Raw genomic sequence first — 23,437 nt, forward strand, 5'->3', positions numbered from 1 at the left:
CTGGCTGGGGAGGATGGCCGTGCAGGACATCATGCCGACCTGGGTCGGGACGACCGCCAAACAGATCGCCCGGGCCGTACGCCGTGGCGACGTTTCGGCCACCCAGGTGCTGGCCGACCACCTCGACCACGTCGTCAAGGGCGACGTCGACCTCGCCGCGTTCCGCACGGTACGCGGCGGGGAGGCGGTCACCGAGGCCGAGAAGGTCGACGAGCAGGAGAACCTGGCCAACCTGCCACTGGCCGGGGTGCCCGTCGCGATCAAGGAGAACACCCCGGTCGCCGGCATGCCCACCTGGAACGGCTCCGCCGCGATGCGTACTCCCGTGGCCGAGGCCGACCACGAGGTGGTCCGCCGGTTGCGCGGCGCCGGTGCGGTGATCCTCGGCGTGACCCGGATGCCCGAGCTGGGCCTGTGGGGCATCACCGACGACGAGACGGCCGTGACCCGCAACCCGTGGGACATCTCGCGTACCCCCGGCGGCTCCTCCGGCGGTGCCGCCGCGGCGGTGGCCGCCGGCCTGGTACCGATCGCCCACGGCAACGACGGTCTCGGCTCGATCCGCATCCCGGCGGCCTGCTGCGGTCTGGTCGGCCTGAAGCCGGGACGCGGTGTGGTGCCCCGCCAGCTCGGCGCCGAGGACTGGTTCGGCCTGACCGAACACGGCATGCTCACCACCACCGTCGCCGACGCGGCGGTCGGCTTCCAGGTGCTCGCCGGCCGGGCCCAGGGCAAGCTCGTCCCACCGCAGCGGCTGCGGGTCGGGGTGTCACTGCGGTCCCCCGTTCGGGGTGTCTCGCCCGACGCGCCGAACCGGGACGCGGTCGCCGCCGCGGGCCGGCTGCTCGCCGCGGCCGGACACGACACCGTACCGACCGAGCCGGTCTACCCGACGGCTCTGGGTCTGCAGGGCATCGCCACCTGGTTCGCCGCCGCCGCGGCGGACGTGCGCGCCGCCGGGGTCGAGCGGAGTGCGCTGCAACGCCGCAGCCGTCGGCATGTCGCTCTCGGCGAGTGGGCGTGGCGTCGCGGGTACGTGCGGGAGGCCGACCGGCTCGGCTGGCGTGAGCGGTCGATCGGGTTCTTCACCGACCGCTCGGTGGACCTGCTGCTCACCCCGGCGCTGGCGAGCGCGCCCCCGCCGGCCGCCAGCTGGTCGGCCCGGTCGTGGCAGGCCAACATGCTGACCAACATCCGGTACGCCCCGTACGCCGCACCGTGGAACATCGCCGGGCTGCCCGCCCTGGTGGTGCCGGTGGGCCGCCGCCCGGACGGGCTGCCGCTGGCCGTGCAGCTGATCGGCCCGCCCGGTGCGGAACTGCTGCTGCTCGGCATCGCCGGCCAGTTCGAGATGGCGGCCCCGTGGTCTCGGCACGCTCCCGGATACCCGCGTGTCGGAACGGGGTCGCCAGCCAGCTCGTGATCATCTACGCTCCCGCCGGCCAACCGGAGGAACTCCGGGTGGCCGGTGCGGTTCGTCAACGTCCGGCACCGAGTACGAGACGCTGCCCTACCCGCAGGCGCCGACGGGGCTGACAGCGTCGCCTGGTGGTGCGCCCGAACCGGCCGTGCCAGGCCAGGCGTCGCCGGTGCCGGACGGGGCGGGTGGCACGATCTAGGCATGACTGAACTGGTCAGCCTGGACGAAGTGTGGACGGCGCGGGATCTGCTCGCCGGGATCGTCCGCGTCACCCCGCTGGAGCCCTCCCGTCCACTGCACGCCGCTCTCGGCGGGCCGGCCTGGCTGAAGTGCGAGAACCTCCAACGTGCGGGGTCGTACAAGGTGCGCGGCGCGTACGTGCGGATTTCGCGGCTGTCCGCGGCGGAACGCGCCCGGGGAGTGGTCGCGGCCAGTGCCGGCAACCACGCCCAGGGGGTGGCGCTGGCCGCCGGGCTGGTCGGCACCCACGCCACCGTCTTCATGCCGGTGAACGCGCCGCTGCCCAAGGTTGCGGCCACCAAGGGGTACGGCGCCCAGGTCGAGTTGGCCGGTGCCAACGTGGACGAGGCACTGGTGGCGGCGCAGACCTTCGCCGAACGGACCGGCGCGGTCCTGATCCACCCGTTCGACCACCGGGACGTGATCGCCGGGCAGGGCACGGTGGCGCTGGAAATCCTGGAGCAGTGCCCGGAGGTCAGGACGATCGTCACCGGCGTCGGCGGGGGTGGGCTTATCTCCGGGATGTCGGTGGTCGTCAAGGCGTTGCGGCCGGACGTCCGGGTGATCGGGGTGCAGGCGGACGGCGCGGCGGCCTTTCCGCCGTCACTGGTCGCCGGGGAGCCCGTCCGGCTGCCCGCGTTCGCCACCATCGCGGACGGCATCGCCGTCGGCCGGCCGGGCGACGTCACGTTCACCCATGTCCGCAGGCTCGTCGACGAGGTCGTCACCGTCTCCGAGGAGGACATCTCCCGGGCGTTGCTCATGCTGCTGGAGCGGGGCAAGCAGGTGGTGGAGCCGGCCGGAGCGGTAGGGGTGGCGGCGCTGCTGGCGGGGGCCGTCGAGGTGCAGACGCCGGTGGTGGCAGTGCTCTCCGGCGGCAACATCGACCCGCTGCTGATGCTGCGGGTGATCGAGCACGGTTTGGCGGCGGCGGGGCGTTACCTGCGGGTGACCGTCCGCTGTTCGGACCGCCCCGGGCAGCTCGCCTCGCTGCTCGGTGAGATCGCCGAGCGCCGGGCCAACGTGGTGGACGTGGTGCACCAGCGGGCGAATCCACACCTGCGTCTCGGCGAGGTCGAGGTGGCGCTGTCGGTGGAGACCCGCGGAGTGGAGCACTCGGACACGCTGATCAGCGCGTTACGGGCCAGCGGTTACCAGGTGACGATCGGACCAGAGGCGTGACACGACACGGCGTCACGCCTCTGGCCGAGCGGGGTTGGCGGTGCGAACCGGCGGGAGTCAGCCGGAGAACGGCTCGAAGCTGACCACGGTCACCTTGATGTCCGCGCCGCTGGGCGCGGTGTAGGTGCAGGCCTGACCGGCCTTGCCGCCCAGGATCGCCTGCCCGAGCGCAGACTCGGGGCTGTAGACCGTCAGGTCTGTGGTCGCGGCGATCTCGCGGGAGCCGAGCAGGAAGGTCTCTGTGTCGTCTGCGTCGTCGTCGAAGTAAATCGTCACGACCATCCCGGGCGCTACGGCGTCGACGGTCGGCGCCTCGCCGACCTGAGCCGTGCGGAGCAGTTCCTTCAGGTAGAGGATGCGTCCCTCGGCCTTGCCCTGCTCCTCGCGGGCGGCGTGGTAGCCGCCGTTCTCGCGCAGGTCGCCCTCCTCGCGCCGGGCGTTGATCTCGGCGGCCATGGCCGGCCGGTTGGCGATCAACTCGTCGAGCTCGGCCTTCAGGCGGTCGTGCGCGTCCTGGGACAGCCAGGTGGCGGGCGCCTCGTTGCCATTGGACACAGGCGGTCCTCCTCGGTTGTGCGTGCTGGCCGGCAGGTGAACCTCCAAGTTACCAGTGCCCCACGACAAGGAGTGTCGGCGATCACGTCGCGGACATCCGGCGGCCGACCGGCGGCGACCGCAGGGGTGGCGGCCTCTACAGGTGGCAGCCATTGCAGGTGGCGGCCTCAGAGGGCCGGTCGGCAGCGAACGACCTCGCCTATGAACGGTCGCGCACTGGTGGCGAGACGGTGCTGGACGGTGATGTGGCGCTGCCCCGCCGCGCCGGTCACCGGCACCTCCTCGCGGGCCACCTCGGCGCCGGCGTGGTCCCGGGCACGCAGCACGCAGACCGCCGAGCCGCCGTCGGGCAGGTTGACCCGGAAGTTGACCACGACCTGGCTGTCGGCGATGTCGCCGTAGCTGATCAGCTGGGCGTCGTACGCCGGATCGCCGTACTGCTGGTAGAGCCGGACCGAGACGACGCCGAGCATCGCGACCACGGCGAGCGCCAGCAGCGCCGTCAACACCGGCCGGCGGCCCCCCGGCTTCCGGCGGCGGCCGTACCGGCCGGGCGGGAAGACCGGCGCGTCAGGTTCAAGTGTGGCGTGCGTCTCGGTCACCGGCGGGTATCTCCCTGGCGTTGTTGTCAGCGGTATCGGCAAGAATGGCAGAGTCCCGAATGCCTGTCCGGCTCGGTGTCTGGTCCGGCTCGGTGTCTGGCTCGGCTCGGTGTCTGGCTCGACACGGTGCCGAACGTGACCGGAGTCAAATATGGCAGGCCGGCGCGGTCCAGAGCCGCTTCGGGAGGATTCCGGCAGGTCACGTGGCCCACGGCGGGCGCCGTCGGTGGGCGGAGACGAGGAGCGCCACCTTGGCAGAGCAACTTCGACTCATGGCGGTACACGCGCACCCCGACGACGAGTCGAGCAAGGGCGCCGCGACGATGGCGAAGTACGTCGCCGAAGGTGTCGACGTACTGGTGGTGACCTGTACCGGGGGGGAGCGCGGCAGCGTGCTCAATCCCAAGCTCGACCGGCCGGACGTGTGGGCCAACATCGCCGATATCCGTCGGGCCGAGATGGACGCGGCGCGAGCCATCCTCGGCATCGAGCAGGCGTGGCTGGGTTTCGTCGACTCCGGCCTGCCCGAGGGTGACCCGCTGCCGCCGCTGCCCGAGGGCTGCTTCGCCCTACAGGACGTCGCGGTGGCCGCCGGCCCGCTGGTGCGGCTGATGCGGCAGTTCCGCCCGCACGTGGTCACCACCTACGACGAGGAGGGTGGCTACCCCCACCCCGACCACATCATGTGCCACAAGGTCAGCATGGCGGCCTTCGAGGCGGCCGGCGACGCCGAACGGTACCCGGAGCTGGGCGAGCCCTGGCAGCCGCTCAAGCTCTACTACGACATCGGCTTCTCCAAGGGCAAGATTCTGGCGCTGCACGAGGCGATCCTGGCCAGCGGCGTGGAATCCCCCTACGCGGAGTGGCTGACCCGGTGGGAAGACCGGCCGGACAAGGGTCCCCGGATCACCACCAGGGTGGACTGCGCGGAGTACTTCCCGGTCCGCGACGACGCGCTGCGTGCCCACGCCACCCAGGTGGACCCGGACGGCTTCTGGTTCCAGGTGCCGATGGAGCTGCAGCGGCGTGCCTGGCCGACGGAGGATTTCCAGCTGGTCCGGTCGCTGGTGGAGAGCCCACTGCCCGAGTCCGACCTGTTCGCTGGCGTACGGGAGACGGCGGATGCCCGCTGAACCGGCGGCGGGCTACCCTGGCCGCATACCGCGACCCGGAGGAATGCCATGTTGACCGCTGCCCAGGTGCTCGCCCAGAACAATTTCGGTGACACCCGGACCGGTGGCCTCGCCGGGCCTATGGGGCTCTTCCTCATCCTGCTGCTCGGTGCCGCCACCGTGCTGCTGATCCGCAACATGAACTCCCGGCTGCGGCGACTGCCCGACCGGTTCCCGACCGATGAGCCCGCCGATCCGGAAGCGGGTTCGGTGGGACGCACGGTCGGTGACCCGACAGATGGGAACGTGACGGCGGATTCATCCGCTGACTCTCCCAATGGGTACCAGCAGCGCCGAGACGGCTGATCGGGGAATGATTCACGTGGAACCGGATGGTCGCCCCCTGTTGCGGCCATCGGGTTTGGCTTAGCCTTCCGCCGGGGGACCAGAAGTCCTCGAGCTGCGCGCGGGAGGGGGCGCCGATGACCACCGCAAACGTGTCCGCCCGCAGCGTGTCCAATTCCCGGTCGGCGGGAGTGGGCCGGTGACCTCCGGTCGGACCGGTCGATCGCTCGACCGGCTCGCGAGCCGTGGTACCCGGTTCGGGCTGCACCTGCTCACCGCCGCCGTGGTGGCCACCGCGCTGGTCGCCGCGGTGGTGGGGTTGAGCCTGCCGGCGCGGCTGCCGGCCGACGATGCCCTCGGCCCGCTCGGCGGGCTGGCCCGGTTCGGCATCGCCGTTGCCCTGTTCGCCCTCGCGCAGCTGGCCCGGCTGCGGTTCCGTGCTGCCGCCGGCATGGTCAGCGTCACCTGGGCCGAGGCGGCGCTGATCGTCTGTCTCTACCTGGTACCGCCCGGCTGGCTGCCCGCCGCCGCGTTGATCGGTGTGACGCTGGCCTGGACGGCGTTGTCGGTGGTGGACGAGGGCCGGTCCCCCTCGGACATCATCCGGATCGCCGGCGTGCAGACCGCCGCCACCGCACTGGCGGTGGCCGTCACCACCGCGCTGGGACAGCCGTCGCTGACCGCTCCCACCCCGTCGCTCACCCTCGCGGTGGTCGCTGGCGCTGTCGCGTACCTGCTGGCCGGTGCCGGGCTCGGCGGGTTCCTGCTGGCACTGCGACACGGGTTGCCGATCGGGCGTCCGCTGCTCGTCGCGCTGCGCGGCAAGCTGCTGATGTTCGTCGGGAACGTCGTGGTCGGCCTGCTGGTGGTGGCGCTGATCGAGGTCGATCCGCGGTGGCTGCTGCTACTACCCGCCCCACTGTGGCTGTTCCAACAGACCTATCGGCAACGGCTGAACGAGGACCGCGAGCGACGCACCTGGCGATCGTTCGCGGAGGCGACGGCGGCGCTCAACCAACTCGACGAGCGTGGCGTGGCCACCGCGGGTGTCAGCGGCGCTCTCACACTCTTCGAGGCGGAGATCGTCGAGGTGGAGGTCGTCCGGGGCGACGGCAGGTGGCGCCGCTACCGGGGCGACCCCGGTGGCCAACTGGTCGACCGGGAGATCGCGCCGCCGGGCGACGAGGAACCCGAACCGGAGGAACTGGTTCGCGACCTTTTCGTGGGTGACAGCCGGGTCGGCCGGCTGCGGGTGCGTTTTCCGCGCACGGCGGTGCCCACCGGCCGGGAGCGGGACGCCCATGCCGCCTTCGCGGACGCGCTGGCCGCCGCCCTGCACGACGCGGCGACGCACCGGGAGTTGCGCCTGGTCACCGCGCGTTCCTCCTACGAGGCGGTGCACGACCCGGTGACCGGCCTGGCCAACCGGGCCGCCATGCTCGGCAAGGGCGACCTGGCGTTGCGGCAACTGGCCCATGACCATCCGGTCGCCCTGTTGTTGCTCGACATCGACCAGTTCAAAGAGGTCAACGACACCCTCGGGCATGCCGCCGGGGACCAGCTACTGCGGTTGACCGCCAACCGGCTGGGCACGATCGGTCGTTCCGGTGACCTGTTGGCGCGGCTCGGCGGCGACGAGTTCGCGCTGCTGTTGACGTCGGTCCCGGTGGTCGGCGACCTCGCCGCCCCGATGGCGTACGCGCTGCGGCAGGCCCGGGACATCGCCGAGCGGCTGGCCGCGCCGACCGAGGTTGCCGGGGTACGGATCTCCGTCGAGGTCTCCGTCGGGGTGGTGGTGGCCCCGGCCGGCACCGCCGACCTGACCGAGCTGCTACGCCGCGCCGACATCGCGATGTACCAGGCCAAGTCGGGTGGCGGCAACGTGGCCGCGTACGACAGCTCACGGGACGCGGCCAGCACCGATCAGCTGGCGTTGCTCGCCGAGCTGCGGGAGGCGTTGCAGGCCGACGACCAACTGGTGCTGGTGTTGCAGCCGGCCGTGGACCTGGCCACCGGCGCACCCACCGGGGTGGAGGCGTTGATCCGGTGGCGGCACCCGCGTCGGGGCTGGCTCGGGCCGGGCGACTTCGTCCGGCCGGTGGAGAACAGCGAGCAGCTCGGCCCGTTCACGAGGTATGTGCTGGACAAGGCGCTCGCGGTCGCCGCCGAGTGGGCCCGGGAAGGACTGGACGTCCCCATCTCGGTCAACCTCTCGGCCCGCAGCCTGCTGGACCCGAGGTTGCCGGCAGAGATCGGCGAGGCGCTGCGCCGGCACCAGGTGCCAGCGGAGCGGCTGGTCCTGGAAATCACCGAGACGGTGGTGATGAGCGAACTGGAGGTCATCGACCAGGTACTCACCACGCTACGGTCGATGGGCGTACAGCTGGCGGTGGACGACTTCGGCACCGGCTTCTCCTCGCTTGCCTTCCTCGACCGGATTGCGGTGGACGAGCTCAAGGTGGACCGGTCCTTCGTGTTGCGGATGGCGGATTCTCCGAAGGCGGCGGCCATCGTGCGTAGCACCGTGGGGCTGGCCCAGGAGCTGGGCTTACGGGTGGTGGCCGAGGGTGTGGAGACGGCCGCCCAGCGCTCCGCGCTGGCCGAGCTGGGCTGCACCTCCGCCCAGGGCTACCACTTCTTCAAGCCGATGCCGGCCGACAAGATCGCCGCCGTGCTCGCTTCGATGGCCCGCCAGGCCCCCACCAACGTCCTCCCCCTCCGCGTCGACGGCGCCTCCTGACCCCACCACCCCCCCCAGGCCGCAGGTGGTGGGGGAGCGGCGGTCGGGCGGTCGAGTGGATAGGGTCGTTGGGTGAATCGACTAGCGGAGGCCACCAGCCCGTACCTGCTCCAGCACGCGGACAACCCGGTGGACTGGTGGCCCTGGTGCGACGAGGCGTTCGCCGAGGCAAAACGGCGGGACACGCCGGTGCTGATCTCGGTCGGCTATTCGGCCTGCCACTGGTGTCACGTGATGGCGCACGAGTCGTTCGAGGACGAGGCGGTCGGCAAGCTGCTCAACGACGGCTTCGTGTCGATCAAGGTGGACCGTGAGGAGCGGCCCGACGTCGATGCGGTCTACATGACCGCCACCCAGGCGATGACCGGCCAGGGCGGCTGGCCGATGACGGTCTTCGCCACACCTGACGGCACCCCGTTCTTCTGCGGGACGTACTTCCCCCGACCCAACTTCGTCCAACTGCTCCAGTCGGTCGGCACGGCCTGGCGGGACCAGCGCGACGCCGTCCTGCGGCAGGGCGCCGCGGTGGTGGAGGCGATCGGCGGCGCCCAGGCCGTCGGCGGCCCCACCGTCCCGCTCACCGCCGAGCTGCTCGACGCCGCCGCCGACCAGCTGGCCGGCGAGTACGACGAGACCAACGGCGGATTCGGTGGGGCACCGAAGTTCCCGCCGCACATGAACCTGCTCTTCCTGCTGCGGCACCACCAGCGCACCGGCTCGGCGCGGAGCCTGGAGATCGTCCGGCACACCTGTGAGGCGATGGCCCGCGGAGGTATCCACGACCAGCTCGCCGGAGGGTTCGCCCGCTACTCCGTGGACGGGCACTGGACCGTGCCGCACTTCGAGAAGATGCTCTACGACAACGCCCTTCTGCTGCGGGTATACACCCAGCTGTGGCGGCTCACCGGCGACGCGCTGGCGTTGCGGGTGGCCCGGGACATCGCCCGGTTCCTCGCCGACGAGATGCACCGCCCCGGGCAGGGCTTCGCCTCCGCGCTGGACGCCGACACCGAGGGCGTCGAAGGACTCACCTACGCCTGGACCCCGGCCCAACTCGTCGAGGCGCTCGGCGACTCCGACGGCCGGTGGGCCGCCGACCTGTTCGCGGTGACCGAGGCCGGAACCTTCGAGCACGGCATGAGCGTGCTGCGGCTGGCCCGCGACGTCGACGACGCCGACCCGGAGGTACGCGGCCGCTGGCAGGACGTGACACGGCGGCTGCTGGCCGCCCGGGACACCCGGCCCCAGCCGGCGCGCGACGACAAGGTGGTGGCGGCCTGGAACGGCCTGGCAGTCACCGCGCTCGCCGAGTTCGTCCGGCTCGTGGAGACCGCCGGCCGGATCGGCACCGAGGGAGAGGCGAACCTGCTGGAAGGGGTCACCATCGTCGCCGACGGGGCGATGCGGGCTACCGCCGAGCACCTTGCCCGGGTGCACCTGGTCGACGGGCGGCTGCGCCGCGCGTCCCGCGACGGCCGGGTCGGCGAGCCGGCCGGCGTGCTGGAGGACTACGGCTGTGTGGCAGAGGCGTTCTGCGCCATGCACCAGGTCACCGGCGAAGGACGGTGGCTGGAACTGGCCGGCCAGCTGCTCGACGTCGCCCTGGCGCACTTCGCCGCACCCGGTGGGGCGTTCTACGACACCGCCGACGACGCGGAGCAACTGGTGACCCGACCGGCGGACCCGACGGACAACGCCACCCCCTCCGGGCGCTCCGCCATCGTCGCGGCCCTGGTCACGTACGCGGCGTTGACCGGGGAGAACCGCTACCGGGAGGCAGGCGAGGCGGCCCTGTCCACCATCGCGCCGATCGTCGGGCGGCACGCCCGGTTCGCCGGGTACGCGGCGACAGCGGGCGAGGCGCTGCTCTCCGGGCCGTACGAGATCGCGGTCGCCACCAGGGATCCGGGCGGTGGCCCGTTGGTGGCCGCGGCCCACCGGCACGCCCCGCCCGGCGCGGTGGTCGTGTCCGGCGAGCCGGACCAGCCGGGAGTGCCGCTGCTGGCGGGCCGCCCGCTGCTCGACGGGCACGCCGCCGCGTACGTCTGCCGGAGCTTCGTCTGCCAACGGCCGGTGACCGTCGTCGACGACCTGGTGGCGCAGCTGCGCTGAACGGGATCCGCTGGTCGGCGCCGCGTCCGGCCCGGATAGGCTGGCGCCGCTATGGATTCCCGTACCGGTCTGCCCATTGTCGGCATGGTGGGCGGCGGCCAACTGGCCCGGATGACCCACCAGGCCGCCATCTCCCTCGGCCAGTCGCTGCGCGTGCTCGCGCTGACGCCGGATGACGGCGCTGCCCTGGTCGCCGCCGACGTCCAGTACGGCGACCACGCCGACCTCGCCGCGCTGCGCACCTTCGCCAAGGGCTGCGACGTGGTCACCTTCGACCACGAGCACGTTCCGACCGAACACATCCGGGCCCTGATCGGCGAGGGGGTGAAGGTGTTCCCGCCCGCCGACGCCCTGGTTCACGCCCAGGACAAGCAGGTGATGCGGGAGCGGCTCGCAGCGCTGGGCGGGCCGAACCTCCGGTGGCGGGTGGTCGCGTCCCCGGTCGACGTGGTCGGCTTCGGCGACGAGGTGGGCTGGCCGGTCGTGCTCAAGGCGGCGCGTGGCGGGTACGACGGGCGGGGGGTCTGGCCGGTCGGCGACGCCGTGCAGGCCGACGAGCTGACCCGGACCCTGCTGGCCGGCGGCACGAAGCTCCTCGTCGAGGAGCGGGTGGCGCTGCGTCGGGAGTTGGCCGTGCAGGTGGCCCGCTCACCGTTCGGTCAGGTGGCCGTGTACCCGGTGGTGGAGACGGTGCAACGCGACGGGACCTGCGTCGAGGTGGTGGCCCCGGCCCCCGGCCTCGCCGAGGAGCTGGCGGTCGCCGCACAGCAGCTCGCCATCGACCTGGCCACCGCGCTGGGCGTGGTGGGCCTGCTGGCGGTGGAGCTGTTCGAGGTGGCCGACCCGGCCGCGCCGGAGAGCAGCCGGCTGGTGGTCAACGAGCTGGCGATGCGCCCGCACAACTCCGGGCACTGGACCATCGAGGGCGCCCGTACGTCGCAGTTCGAGCAACACCTGCGGGCGGTGCTGGACTACCCGATGGGTGACACCTCGTTGACCGCGCCGGTGGTGGTGATGGCGAACGTGCTCGGCGGGGAGTCCGGCGGCATGCCGGTCGACGAGCGGCTGCATCATCTCTTCGCCGCCGAGCCGGCGGCCCGGGTGCACCTCTACGGCAAGCAGGTACGCCCCGGCCGCAAGATCGGCCATGTCACCGTGCTCGGTGACGACCTGGACGAGGTACGCGCCCGGGCCGCTCGTGCGGTCCGCTGGCTGCGCGATGGAACGGCGGAGGAACGAGCAGGGTGAGCACAATCGGTGTGATCATGGGCAGCGACTCGGACTGGCCGACGATGAAGGCCGCCGCCGAGGTGCTCGCCGAGTTCGAGGTGCCGTACGAGGTCGAGGTGGTCTCGGCGCACCGCACCCCGGTCAAGATGATCGACTACGGGCGGGCCGCCGCCGACCGTGGCCTCAAGGTGATCATTGCCGGGGCCGGCGGTGCGGCGGCCCTGCCCGGCATGGTCGCCTCGGTGACCCCGCTGCCGGTGATCGGCGTACCGGTGCCGTTGAAGCATCTCGACGGTATGGACTCGCTGCTGTCCATCGTGCAGATGCCGGCCGGCGTTCCGGTGGCCACCGTGTCGATCGGCAACGCCCGCAATGCCGGGCTGCTCGCCGTCCGCATCCTGGCCGCTGCCGACCGCGCCCTGCTCGACCGGATGTCGGCGTACCAGGCCGACCTGGAGCGACTCGTCGCCGAGAAGGACGCCGCACTGCGCGCCTCCCTGGCGTGAGGAAGGGCCCCGCTCAACGTCTGGCGCATAGCAGGGCCCCTATGCACGCCGTCGGCGACCTCCGCCGGCCCCCTCACCGCATGCCGCGCAGCGCGGTCTGGAGGCGCTCCTGCGCCCGGCGCCGGCGCTCGTTGCTGGCTCCGAGGATCAGCAGCAGGAAACCGACCGGGATCAACGCCAGCCACGGTCCGAGGCTGAACAGGGCGTGGACCGCCGCGATGGCGGTGACCACCGCGCCGACGATGACCGGAGCCTGCTGCTGACTCGTCGACCCGAAGACCAGTACGGCGACCGCACCGAGCAGCAGGAGCACCTGACGCATCGTGCTCGAATCAGTCGCCAGCACGATCGCCAGGGTCGGCACGAAGGCGGCAACCAGCGCCGGACCGTACGCCACCCAGCTGCTGAGTTCGGGTCGCTGCCGTAGCTCCAGCACACCGACGAGCAACGCCAGCGCGGCGAACGGCAGCGTGTACGCCTCGGGCAGGGCCACCTCGGCGACCCGCATCAGGATCCACCAGGCGGTGATCTCGAAGACCACCACCGCCCAGAACAGGATCCGTCGCTCCATCGGTCGGCGTCCGGGTCGAGCCGCGGCGAGACCGAGGACCGCGCCCCAGGCGGCGAGCAGCGCGGCGATGTGTCGGGGCGAGTCGAAGGCCAACGCCAAGGCGATCAGCGCGGCGGCGTACCCGCTCCATTCCACCGTCGCCGCCTCGCGTTGTGCCTCCGGGCGGCGCAGTCGGGGCAGGGTGGCGGCGAAGACCTGCAACGCCGCGCCCACCGCCAGCACCCCGAACGCCGACCAGACCGGGGCGAGCCCGGCCACCAGTCCGGCGGTGAGCACGAACAGCTGCGCCATCAGCGAGGCGAACAGCCAGCCGAGAATGCGGGCCCGGGAAGTGATGCCGTACAACGCGGCCAGCAGGCCGACCCCGACCGCGCCGCCGAGGGTGAACAGGGTGAGTTCCCGGGTGGTGAGGCTGCCGGCCAGGCCCGCGCCGCCGGCGGCCAGCCCGATCACGAAGACCAGTACGCGCGCCAGCCGCAACGACCGGGCCGGCTCCATCAGCGACGGGGGCGCGGTCAGCGCCAGCCCCAGCATCGAGATGGTGAACACGGTCAGTGCCGAGAGCGTGCTGGCCGGCCAGCCGCCGCCGAGCGCGATCGGGGCGATCAGCAGGGTCACCGCGGCACCGGGCAGCACCACCGGTATGGCCCGGGACCGGCGGCCACCGCTGAACCCGGTGGCCGCCAGGGCCGCCGTCGCGGTGAGCAACAACGCGGTCAGCACGTGGGTCGAATTGACCGCAGCGGGCGGCGGGTCGAGCAGGGTCGGTGGTGGCCCCTGCCAGATCCGGCTGAGGGCGCGGTGCGGGTCGACGAGGGCGGCCACCAGTGCCGGAGCGATGGAGACGAGCGCCAGGACGGTCGGCAGCGCGGCGGCGGCGAGCGCACCGGCCGCCGGGCTGACCCGCCACCGGCGCCGTGCGCCGTTCAGCAGCACGGACCAGCGGCGGACCGGCTGGGCCGCGTCGACCGGCGGCTCGGTCGCCCCCCGGATCAGTTCGGCGAGCACACCGAGCAGCGCCGCCGCCGCGGCGTACACGCCGACCGGTAGATGAAGGGGTACGGCGGCCAGCGCGGTCACGCTCGCGCCACCGACCAGTCCGGCGCTGGCCCACGGCAGGTACTGCGGAACCTGCCGCCGGACCGCCGCCACGGCGGCCAGCCCGAGGCTGGACGAGGCCAGGCCGGCGGTCAGCACCACCTGGGGCGAGTGGCCGAACTCGGCGGCGAGGGCAGCCGTGGCACCCGGCAGCGCCAGCAGTGCCGCTCCGACACCCGCACCGCCGATCTGTGCCAGGTGTGGGGGCATCCCCTCGGACCCGATGTCCTCGACGAGTGGCTCGGCCATGCTGCGGGCCAGCGTCGCGACCACCGCGCCGATCAGCACGATGCTGGTCAGGGCGAGTGCGGTGGTCCACGGCCGGACCAGGCCGGCACCGGCGGCGTGCAGCGCCATGACACCGGCCACCGTGATCCGGGACAGCGCCGCCCGGGGGTCGATCGAGGCGACCGCCGCCATCCCGAAGATGGTGGCCACCATGCCGCCGATCAGGACCGGCGTCCACCACGCGAGGTCGAACGCGGCGGGAGCGCCGATGGTGGCGAGCCAGGCCGCCACGCCGGCCACGTCATAGCGCCAGGGCGGCGGCAGCAGGATGCCGGCGGCGACCGCGAGCAGAGCCAGAGCGATCGGGCCCTGCCAGGTCGGCCCACCGGTCGGCGCGGCCGGCCAGCCGGTGAGGTCACCGTCCCAGATCGGGCCCGGAGTGGCCAGGACCCCGACGCCACCGCGCAGGGCCATCCAGCCGGCCAGCAGTCCGATCAGCACTCCGCCGACCGTGAGACCGAGCACCGGTCCACGCCGCCACTGCTCGGGCATCGCCCGGGCGGCCACGGCGACCACCAGGACCAGCGCGGCGGCCACGGCGAGTTGCCCACCGGGCGCGAGTACGGCGCCAATCCGCAGCAGGGTGGCGACCAGCGCGGCGGTCACCGCGGCGGCCGCCAGGTCGGAACCGTCCAGCGCCAGGTCGGAACGGCGGCCGGTGTCGATCGATGGGGCCAGGAAGAGCAGCACCGCCGAGACCAGCAGCAGCGCACCGACCCAGGCGTCGGCCACGGTGGCGCCCGGGGCACCGAATGCGGCAGCGGCGACCACCAGCGCGCCCAGTCCGGTGCCCACCGCCAGCGGTGCCGGGATCTGCCGCTGCGACACCTGGACGACGGCGGCATAGCCGAGGGTGACGCAGACGGCGAGGAAACTGGCCGCCAGGATCGGCACGGTCGCCTCGCGCAGGCTCGCCGGGGTCAGCGTGGCGCCGGCGGGCAGGGTGGCGGCGACGAAGGCGGCCACCGCCCCGGGCAGGGCGAAGGCGGCGCCTCCGGCGGCCCAGGCCGAGACGATGTCCGCGGTGGCCGGGGCGAGCCGGATCCGGGGGGCGGCGGCGATCAGCGCGCCGGCCACCACGATGGTGACCAGCACCGCCGCGGTCAGCGCGGGATGGGCCAGGGCGGCGCCGGCACCGGCCAGCCCGACGACCGCGGCGGCGACCGCGTGCGCCAGCGCCGCCCGATTGGTTCGGGCGGACAGGCCGACCGCCCCGATGCCGAACGCGGCCAGCACCATCGGCCAGGGCGCCAGCGCCCAGGACAGGGCGAAGGAGGCCGGCACGGCGAGCGCGGTCAGCGCGGCGCCGGTCACCGCGAACTCGCGGCGGATCTCTGGAGGCAGGGCCACCACCGCGGCCACGGTCAGCAGGAAGGCGCTGACGGCGAGCTGCCAGGCGGCCGGCCCGACGGCGGCGGCCAGTTCGGCCGGGTACCGGTCGAGATTCGCCGCCCAGGCCGGCAGGGCGGCCTGGACCGGGGCGATGCCGGCCCGTAGGGCACTGCCGGCGACCACCACCCCGCTGACCGTCAGCGCCACCGTGGAGGCCAGCTGCGGGCCGCGGCGGGCGGACTCGGGAACCGCGCGTACCGCGAGGCCGGTGACCGTGATGACCGCTGCGATGAGCAGCAGCGCGCGGCCGGGCAGCGCGACCGAGGCGATCCGGCCCAGGGCACCGATCACTGCGAGGGTGAGCACTCCCGCGCCGATGTCGGGCAGCGGTGGGCGGCGCAGCGCCAGCGTGCCCGCCAGGCACGCGGCTGCGGCGAGGAGCAGCACCATTCCCGCGCCGGTCGCGCCCCCCACGGTGCTGGTCTTGAGCAGGGCGGTCACCGCGTACGCCAAGGCGACCGCCACCGCCGCGCCGTGCAGCGCCCAGGTCAGTTCCCGCAGCCCCGGTACCGGTCGGCTCGGCGGACCCGTCGTGTGGCCGGCCGTCGGGTCCAGCACCTCGCCGGACTCCTCCGGCGCTCCCTCAGGCCGCCCGTCGGCCTGCCGCCGGGGCGCGTTCGGCCGGCCGGGGGCGGTCGGGGAATCGGTGGGCGGCTGCTCCACGGTCACCGGGGAGCGGGCCAGCCACAGATCGAGCAGGGCCACCAGGGTCAGTACCAGCGCCCAGCCGGCCGCGCCGGTGATCCGGTCGTACGCGAGCAGCGGCACCACCGGTTGGGCGGCCAGCACGGTGGCGAACCGGGGCGCCCGTAGCCTGGTCCACCCCGCGTAGCCCACGGCGACGGTGGCGGTCAACGCGAAGATCACACCGGCGAAGGCCGTGCCGGAGACGACGCCGTCGCCGACCCGGTCCACCGCCCACAGCGCGTACCCCGTGAGTGGGACCAGGAGCAGGCCCACCGCGGCGATGGTCTCGGCGGTGCTGGTCAGCCCCCGCCGGACCAGTACCGGCGGGGCGACGAGCATCAGCACGGTCGCGAGCAGCAGGATGCCGAGGCGGGTGAGTGCGTCCATCGAGCTGGTGGCGACGACGGCGAAGACCACCGCGGCGACGCCGAGCAGCAGCGCACCGAGACCGAGCGGGATGTTCTGCACCTCCCGCGAGGATGCCTCCGGCGGATGCTCCGGGTCGTCGGCGTCAAGCCACACGGGTGCGGTCGGTGGTGGTGGGTCCGGTGGACCGCTGCCGGGCCCCTGCCGAGGCACCCGTGGCGGTGGCGCGGAACTGTCACCGGAGAGGTCACGCGGCGGGGCAGCGGCCCCGTCGGACGAGGGACGGCGCGCCAGCCGGCGGCGTAACACCCGGCGGGGCCGGGTGGCCTGTTTGAGACGTTCGTCACCGGCGTTGCCCGCGTGCGCGAGGGTGTCCCGCTGGAAGACCGCGGCCTGCATCTTGGCGGCGAGTTGCCGCTGTTCGCTGGCGATGGCGGCCTCGCGGGCCTTTATCTCCGCGATGGACCGCTCGATCTCACCCAGGTGTTCGGCCCACTGTGCCTGGTGCGCACCGCAGTGCGGGCAGCGAATCGCCGGCTTGATCTCCCGGTCGCACGAGGAGCACTGAAAAGTCGCCACGACACCCCTCCACCCGCACTGTGGATTTCCACTGTCGCAGCATGCCCAATGCGAGCCGAGAATTCGACAGTTGTCGGCGGGTCAAGCGCCGGCGTCGCCGACCCGACCACACATCCGATCAGGGCCGTCCCATGCCCCGGTACTCCCAGCCGGCCTGCGTCCACAGGGTGGAGTCGAGGCAGTTGCGGGCGTCGACCACTCGTCGGCCGGTGACGAGTTCGCCGAGGACGGTGGGGTCGGCGTTGCGGAAGTCGGCCCATTCGGTGAGGACGCAGACGAGGTCGGCGCCGGCTACTGCTTCGGTGATGCCGGGCTCGTAGCTGAGTTCGGGTGCTGCCCGGCCGGCGTTCGTCATGCCCTGTGGGTCGTAGACGTGGACGTCGGCGCCGGCTTTGTGGAGCAGGGCGGCGACGGAGAGGGCGGGTGCGTCGCGTACGTCGTCGGTGTTGGGTTTGAAGGTGGCGCCGAGGACGGCGATGCGGGTGCCGGACAGGTCGGGGCCGGCGGGGCCGGAGCGGCGGCCGAGGAGGTCGGCGGCGAGTTGCAGGACGCGGGTGCGGCGGCGCAGGTTGATCAGGTCGACTTCGTGGAGGAAGCGGAGTGCTTCGCCGGCGCCGAGTTCCTGGGCGCGGGCCTGGAAGGCGCGGATGTCCTTGGGCAGGCAGGCGCCGCCGAAGCCGAGGCCGGCCTGGAGGAAACGGTTGCCGATGCGGGGGTCGTAGCCGATGGCTTTGGCGAGTTGGGTGACGTCGCCGCCGGAGGCCTCGCAGACTTCGGCCATCGCGTTGATGAAGGAGATCTTGGTGGCGAGGAAGGCGTTGGCGGCGACCTTGACCAGTTCGGCGGTGGCGAAGTCGGTGACCACCAGGGGAACCTCGCGGTCCTCGGTGGCGGCGAGGTCGAACACGCCCTTGTGGGCGGCGTAGAGCATGCCGTTGGCCCATTCGCTCTTGACGCCGACGACGATGCGGTTGGGGCGGAGCACGTCGTCGACGGCGAAGCCCTCCTGGAGGAACTCGGGGCTCCAGGCGACCTCCACACCGAGGTCGGTGGGGGTGTGTTTGCCGACGAGTTGTTCGACCCAGTCAGCGGTGCCGACCGGGACGGTGGACTTGCCGACGATCAGTGCCTTACGGGTCAGGTGTTGGGCGAGGCTGGTGACCGACGCTTCGACGTAGGACAGGTCGGCGCCCATTCCGTCGGCGCGTTGTGGGGTGCCGACGCAGATGAAGTGCACGTCGCCGAATTCGGCGGTCTCGGTGATGTCGGTGCTGAACCGTAGTCGTCCGGCCGCCAGGTTGCGGCGCAGCAGTTCGTCCAGGCCGGGTTCGTGGATCGGCACCTCACCCGCGTTGAGTTTGGCGATCTTGTCCGCGTCGACGTCGTACCCGAGCACCTCGTACCCGAGCTCGGCGTAGCAGATGGCGTAGGTCGCACCGAGGTAGCCGGTGCCCAGGAAGGCGACCTGCGGCCGGGAGGCGCCTGAGGGAGGTGTCACCGTCGCGATCGCGGGTACCGGCTGGGTGTTCGGGTACGGAATGGTCACGCCTGTCTCTCCGCTCGCACTGGCTCCGCATGTTCGCGTCGCGTTCCGCTGCGGCGCCAGGACGGGGCGCCGGAGGGTTCGTTCCCAATCTGTTCCATCATCGCCGAGCGGCGTCGGAGCTCCGTCATGGCCGAGCCTACGCGCCGGTAACATCGCCTGAACTGTGGTCGTTATCCTTCAGTCTGCGCGGTGGGCGTCCCGGTGACGCTACAGACTGCGCATGATAGCGGTGAAGGGGAGGGGCCGACATGGCCGCAGATCAGTCGTTCGACGTGTACCGGTTGCCCGAGGAGCACGAGGCCATCCGGGAGGCGGTCCGTGAGGTCTGTACGGCGAAGGTGGCTCCGCACGCCGCCGAGGCCGACGAGACCGGCGAGTTTCCGAAGGCGTCGTACGACGCCCTGCGTTCCGCCGACTTCCACGCACCGCACGTTCCCGTCGAGTACGGCGGGGCCGGGGCGGACGCGCTGGCCACGGCGATCGTGATCGAGGAGGTGGCACGGGCCTGCGCCTCGTCCTCACTCATTCCGGCGGTGAACAAGCTGGGGACCATGCCGCTCCTGCTGGCCGGGTCAGATGACATCAAGCGCCGCTACCTGACTCCCGTCGCCAGCGGCGAGGCGATGTTCTCGTACTGCCTGTCCGAGCCGGAGGCCGGCAGCGACGCGGTGTCGATGAGCACTCGTGCGGTACGTGACGACGATCACTGGGTGCTCAACGGCGTGAAGCGCTGGATCACCAACGCCGGCGTCTCGGAGTTCTACACCGTCTTCGCGGTGACCGACCCGGCCGCCCGCTCGCGGGGTATCTCCGCCTTCGTGGTCGAGAAGTCCGATCCGGGGGTGAGCTTCGGAGCGCCGGAGAAGAAGCTGGGCATCAAGGGTTCCCCGACCCGCGAGGTCTACCTGGACAACGTCCGGATCCCGGCGGAGCGGATGATCGGCACCGAGGGCACCGGTTTCGCCACCGCGATGGCGACCCTGGACCACACCCGGGTCACCATCGCCGCGCAGGCCGTCGGCATCGCCCAGGGCGCGCTCGACTACGCCAAGGGGTACGTCGCCGAGCGCAGGCAGTTCGGCAAGGCGGTCGCCGAGTTCCAGGGCGTGCAGTTCATGCTCGCGGACATGGGCATGAAACTGGAGGCGGCCCGGCAGTTGACGTACGCCGCGGCCGGCCGGTCCGAGCGCGGCGACGCCGACCTCACGTACTTCGGCGCGGCGGCGAAGTGCTTCGCCTCGGACGCCGCGATGGAGATCACCACAGACGCGGTGCAGCTGCTCGGCGGCTACGGCTACACCCGGGACTACCCCGTCGAGCGGATGATGCGCGACGCGAAGATCACCCAGATCTACGAGGGCACCAACCAGGTGCAGCGCATCGTGATGGCCCGCCAGTTGCTCAAGGGCTGACCGTCGCCCCTCCGCCCGGCGGGCTGCCGTCGGGCGGAGGGGCGGCCGGCGTGTTCGGCCCGCAGGAGTCGTTCGGTGGCGTCGGTCAGTTGGTGGCGTCGTCGCGGCGCGGCAGGTTGCCCGGCGGTGCCGACCAGGGTGACCCACCCCCGGTGCGCCGGGGCAGCGGCTCGGTCGGTGTCGGATCCGGGTAGCCCAGGGTCAGCGGGTTGTTGTCCCGTTCCGCCGACGGGGTGGCCGGCGGCCAGTCGTTCGCGGTCGAGTCGCCCCCGGACGCGTCGTCGGCCACCGGTGCCGATGCCGCCACGGGTGCCGGCCAGCGTCGCCAGCGCTGCCCGCTGAACGTCGCCACCAGCAGCAGCACGCCGATCAGGAACAGCGTGCCGTTCTCCACCGGCAGTCGCAGCGGCAGCGGGTCACCGAGGAACTTCCAACTGTCCGGAATACGTTCGCGGACCCGAAACGGCGCGACGAACAGCCCGACGTACGGGGTGACCAGCAGTAGCCCGGCGACCAGCGGTCCGAGCGGTGAGATGCGCAGCGTGCCGAGCAGGCCCAGCACGACGCCGCCGACGGCGAGGTAGACGGCCGGTTCGATGAGGTTGGCCGTGTTGGCTGTGCCGATCTCGACCCACCGGTCGAGGGTGCTGGCCGACCCGCCCTGCCCCAGGGCGACCAGTACCCAGGTGACCGGCACCACCACCAGCCCTGCGAGGAAGCTCCACAGATGTCGCATCCGCGCACCGTACCTTTTTCGACATGACCGAGCACCTCGCCACCGCCCTGCCGGGCAAGCCGACGTCGTACTCCCGGGTAACCCTCAGTCGGATCATGACCGCCGTCGACGTCAACCTCTACGGGACCGTGCACGGCGGGGTGCTGATGAAGTTCGTCGACGACGTCGCGGGAGCGGCGGCGGCCCGACACAGCGGTGGCACCGCGGTAACCGCGGCGATCGACGAGATCGTCTTCTCCGAGGCGGTCCGGGTGGGTGACCTGGTGCACGCCTACGCCCAGGTCAACTGGACCGGGCAGACCTCGATGGAGGTCGGTGTGAGGGTGATGGCGGAGCGCTGGGACTCGGCCGAGGAGACGCCGGTACGGGTGGCCACCGCGTACCTCGTCTTCGTCGGCGTCGAGGTGGGCGGCGCTCCCCGTCCTGTGCGACCGGTGCTGCCGCAGACGCCGGAGGACGAGGGTCGCTGGCGGGAGGCGGAAATTCGCCGCGCCCACCGGCTGGCCCGTCGCCGCGCCATCCAGGCGGCGCGCGGCGAGCCGCGCTGAACGTCCCCGTGCCGTAACGTGCCCACCGGCCCACACTGGATTGGGGTGGGGCGTGTGGGACGGGCACATGCGCTGGTGGGGGTCGGCTACGGAGAATGGCGCTTCGAGGTAGGGCAAGATGGCGCCACGGCCCACCGCACAGCGTCGTGCCGGGCCAGGGGAGGAGTGGACCAGTGACTGACGTGCTGTGGACGCCACCGGCGGACGTACTCCAGCGGTCACGGATCGGGGCGTACCTGCGCTGGCTCGCCGAGCACCGCGGCCTGGAGTTCGCCGACTACGACGCGCTGTGGCGGTGGTCGGTCACCGACCTGGACGCCTTCTGGCGCTCGATCTGGGACCACTTCGACGTCGTCGCGCACACCCCGCCGACCGCCACCCTGGCCGGGCGGCACATGCCGGGCGCCCGATGGTTCCCCGGTGCCACCCTCAACTACGCCGAGAACGTGCTCCGGATGCCCGGCCGGGCCGACGACGACCAGGTGGTGATCGCCACCGGGCAGACCCGGTCGTCGGTCGCCCTCACCGCCGCCGAGCTGCGTGAGCAGGTCCGCCGGGTGGCCGCCGGACTGCGCCGGCTCGGCGTCACCACCGGCGACCGGGTGGCCGCATACGCGCCCAACATCCCCGAGACGTATGTGCTGCTGCTGGCTACGGCGAGTCTCGGCGCGATCTTCTCCTCCTGTGCCCCCGAGTTCGGCACCCGCAGCGTCACCGACCGCTGGCAGCAGATCGAGCCGAAGGTGTTGGTCGCCGTCGACGGCTACCGCTACGGCGCCAAGCCGGTGGACCGGCGGGCCGAGGTGGCCGCGATCCGGGCCGCGTTGCCGTCCCTGCGGCACACCGTGACCGTCCCCTACCTCGATCCGGGGGCCACGCCGCCGCCGGGCGCGATCTCCTGGGCCGAACTGGCCGCCGCGACCGACGAGCCGCAGACCTTCGCTCCGGTGCCGTTCGACCATCCGCTCTACGTGCTGTACTCATCCGGCACCACCGGGCTGCCCAAGCCGATCGTCCACGGCCACGGCGGCATCCTGCTGGAACATCTGAAGATGCTCGCCCTGCATCACGACCTGGGCCCGGCCGACCGGTTCTTCTGGTTCACCACCACCGGCTGGATGATGTGGAACTTCCTGGTCTCCGGGCCGGCGGTGGGCGCGACGATCGTGCTGTTCGACGGCAACCCGGGCCACCCGGACCTGGGTGCGCTGTGGCGGCTGGCCGAGGAAACCGGCACCACGTACCTCGGTACCTCGGCCCCGTTCCTGCTGGCCTGCCGCAAGGCCGGGCTGGTGCCGCGCGACATCGCGGACCTCGCCGCGCTGCGTGGGCTCGGCTCCACCGGTGCGCCGCTGCCCGCCGAGGGCTTCACCTGGGTGTACGACAGGGTCGGCGCGGACCTCCAGCTCCAGTCACTGTCCGGCGGCACCGACGTGTGCACCGGCTTCGTCGGCGGTGTGCCGCTGCTGCCGGTGCACGCCGGTGAGATCACCTGCCGGGCCCTCGGCGCCAAGGTCGAGGCCCGCGCGACCGACGGTACCTCCGTCGTGGGGGAGCTGGGCGAACTGGTCATCACCGAACCGATGCCGAGCATGCCGGTGGGCTTCTGGAACGACCCGGACGGCGTCCGTTACCGGGAGGCGTACTTCGACCTCTACCCGGGGGTGTGGCGGCACGGCGACTGGATCACCGTCAACTCCCGGGGCGGCTGTGTGATCACCGGCCGCTCCGACGCCACCCTCAACCGGGGCGGCGTGCGGCTGGGCACCGCCGAGTTCTACTCCGTGGTGGAGGGGCTGGACGAGGTCGTAGACTCGGTGGTGGTGCACCTGGAGGACGACGAGGGCGGTGCCGGCGAGTTGTTGTTGTTCGTGGTGCCCACCGACGGCGTGAACCTCGACGACGAGCTGCGGCGGAAGATCTGCCGCGAGCTGCGTACCGCACTGTCGCCCCGGCACGTGCCCGACGAGATCCACCAGGTCCGCGCGGTTCCGCGCACCCTGTCGGCGAAGAAGCTCGAGGTGCCGGTAAAAAAGATCCTCACCGGCACCCCGGTCGACCAGGCCGCCGCCAAGGGCGCCCTGACCAACCCCGAGTCCCTCACCGCCTTCGCCGCCCTGGCCCACCGTCGCGCCCCCGACACCGGGTCGGCCACCTGACGGTCTCATCG

General features: G+C 72.3%; 16 protein-coding genes. 11 read left to right on the plus strand and 5 right to left on the minus strand.

What is annotated here, in order from left to right; all coding sequences use genetic code 11:
* Positions 1–13 precede the first annotated feature (13 nt).
* Entirely contained in the window at positions 14–1,423 is a 1,410-nt protein-coding gene (locus ACFHWY_RS11890; protein ID WP_416580211.1) for an amidase, read from the plus strand.
* 198 nt (positions 1,424–1,621) lie between these two features.
* Entirely contained in the window at positions 1,622–2,842 is a 1,221-nt protein-coding gene (ilvA, locus tag ACFHWY_RS11895) for a threonine ammonia-lyase (RefSeq protein ID WP_416580212.1), read from the plus strand.
* Positions 2,843–2,899: 57 nt separating this feature from the next.
* On the opposite strand, the gene greA is transcribed toward ilvA, so the two are convergent.
* Both greA and ACFHWY_RS11905 read right to left on the minus strand, forming a co-directional pair.
* Positions 2,900–3,397 carry a transcription elongation factor GreA gene (greA, locus tag ACFHWY_RS11900; protein WP_416580213.1) on the minus strand — a complete coding sequence of 166 codons (498 nt, stop codon included), beginning with the start codon at positions 3,395–3,397 and terminating at the stop codon, positions 2,900–2,902.
* A 167-nt stretch (positions 3,398–3,564) separates the two neighbouring features.
* The gene (locus ACFHWY_RS11905; protein ID WP_416580214.1) at positions 3,565–3,999 is read right to left on the minus strand and encodes a DUF4307 domain-containing protein; all 435 of its coding nucleotides are present in this window, start codon (positions 3,997–3,999) and stop codon (positions 3,565–3,567) included.
* A gap of 251 nt (positions 4,000–4,250) precedes the next feature.
* On the opposite strand from ACFHWY_RS11905, the gene mca reads away from it, so the two are divergent.
* From mca to purE, 6 genes are all read left to right on the plus strand, one after another.
* The gene (gene mca, locus ACFHWY_RS11910) at positions 4,251–5,132 is read left to right on the plus strand and encodes a mycothiol conjugate amidase Mca (RefSeq protein ID WP_416580215.1); all 882 of its coding nucleotides are present in this window, start codon (positions 4,251–4,253) and stop codon (positions 5,130–5,132) included.
* 48 nt (positions 5,133–5,180) lie between these two features.
* Positions 5,181–5,477, plus strand: a complete 297-nt coding sequence (locus tag ACFHWY_RS11915) for a hypothetical protein (RefSeq protein ID WP_416580216.1) — start codon at positions 5,181–5,183, stop codon at positions 5,475–5,477.
* A gap of 178 nt (positions 5,478–5,655) precedes the next feature.
* Positions 5,656–8,196 (plus strand): putative bifunctional diguanylate cyclase/phosphodiesterase, encoded by a 2,541-nt coding sequence (locus ACFHWY_RS11920; RefSeq protein ID WP_416580217.1) that lies wholly within the window; start codon positions 5,656–5,658, stop codon positions 8,194–8,196.
* Between the two features lie 72 nt (positions 8,197–8,268).
* The gene (locus ACFHWY_RS11925) at positions 8,269–10,308 is read left to right on the plus strand and encodes a thioredoxin domain-containing protein (RefSeq protein ID WP_416580218.1); all 2,040 of its coding nucleotides are present in this window, start codon (positions 8,269–8,271) and stop codon (positions 10,306–10,308) included.
* Between the two features lie 51 nt (positions 10,309–10,359).
* The gene (locus ACFHWY_RS11930) at positions 10,360–11,556 is read left to right on the plus strand and encodes a 5-(carboxyamino)imidazole ribonucleotide synthase (RefSeq protein ID WP_416580219.1); all 1,197 of its coding nucleotides are present in this window, start codon (positions 10,360–10,362) and stop codon (positions 11,554–11,556) included.
* Positions 11,553–12,044, plus strand: a complete 492-nt coding sequence (gene purE, locus ACFHWY_RS11935) for a 5-(carboxyamino)imidazole ribonucleotide mutase (RefSeq protein WP_416580220.1) — start codon at positions 11,553–11,555, stop codon at positions 12,042–12,044. Before ACFHWY_RS11930 ends, purE begins: the two co-directional genes overlap by 4 nt.
* A 73-nt stretch (positions 12,045–12,117) precedes the next feature.
* On the opposite strand, the gene ACFHWY_RS11940 is transcribed toward purE, so the two are convergent.
* Together ACFHWY_RS11940 and ACFHWY_RS11945 are read right to left on the minus strand one after the other, a co-directional pair.
* The gene (locus ACFHWY_RS11940) at positions 12,118–17,025 is read right to left on the minus strand and encodes an SCO7613 C-terminal domain-containing membrane protein (RefSeq protein WP_416580221.1); all 4,908 of its coding nucleotides are present in this window, start codon (positions 17,023–17,025) and stop codon (positions 12,118–12,120) included.
* A gap of 118 nt (positions 17,026–17,143) precedes the next feature.
* Entirely contained in the window at positions 17,144–18,571 is a 1,428-nt protein-coding gene (locus ACFHWY_RS11945; protein ID WP_416580222.1) for a UDP-glucose dehydrogenase family protein, read from the minus strand.
* Between the two features lie 248 nt (positions 18,572–18,819).
* Here ACFHWY_RS11945 and ACFHWY_RS11950 point away from each other — a divergent pair, with 248 nt between their 5' ends.
* Positions 18,820–19,983, plus strand: coding sequence for an acyl-CoA dehydrogenase family protein (locus ACFHWY_RS11950; protein ID WP_416580223.1), 1,164 nt, complete (start codon positions 18,820–18,822; stop codon positions 19,981–19,983).
* 85 nt (positions 19,984–20,068) lie between these two features.
* On the opposite strand, the gene ACFHWY_RS11955 is transcribed toward ACFHWY_RS11950, so the two are convergent.
* Positions 20,069–20,719 carry a hypothetical protein gene (locus tag ACFHWY_RS11955; RefSeq protein ID WP_416580224.1) on the minus strand — a complete coding sequence of 217 codons (651 nt, stop codon included), beginning with the start codon at positions 20,717–20,719 and terminating at the stop codon, positions 20,069–20,071.
* Positions 20,720–20,742: 23 nt separating this feature from the next.
* Here ACFHWY_RS11955 and ACFHWY_RS11960 point away from each other — a divergent pair, with 23 nt between their 5' ends.
* Positions 20,743–21,267 carry an acyl-CoA thioesterase gene (locus ACFHWY_RS11960; RefSeq protein ID WP_416580225.1) on the plus strand — a complete coding sequence of 175 codons (525 nt, stop codon included), beginning with the start codon at positions 20,743–20,745 and terminating at the stop codon, positions 21,265–21,267.
* Positions 21,268–21,440: 173 nt separating this feature from the next.
* On the plus strand, positions 21,441–23,426 hold the full coding sequence (locus ACFHWY_RS11965; protein ID WP_416580226.1) for an acetoacetate--CoA ligase: 1,986 nt from the start codon (positions 21,441–21,443) through the stop codon (positions 23,424–23,426).
* Positions 23,427–23,437 lie beyond the last annotated feature (11 nt).

This window comes from Micromonospora sp. LOL_024, from assembly GCF_048060415.1.
GTDB lineage: Bacteria > Actinomycetota > Actinomycetes > Mycobacteriales > Micromonosporaceae > Micromonospora.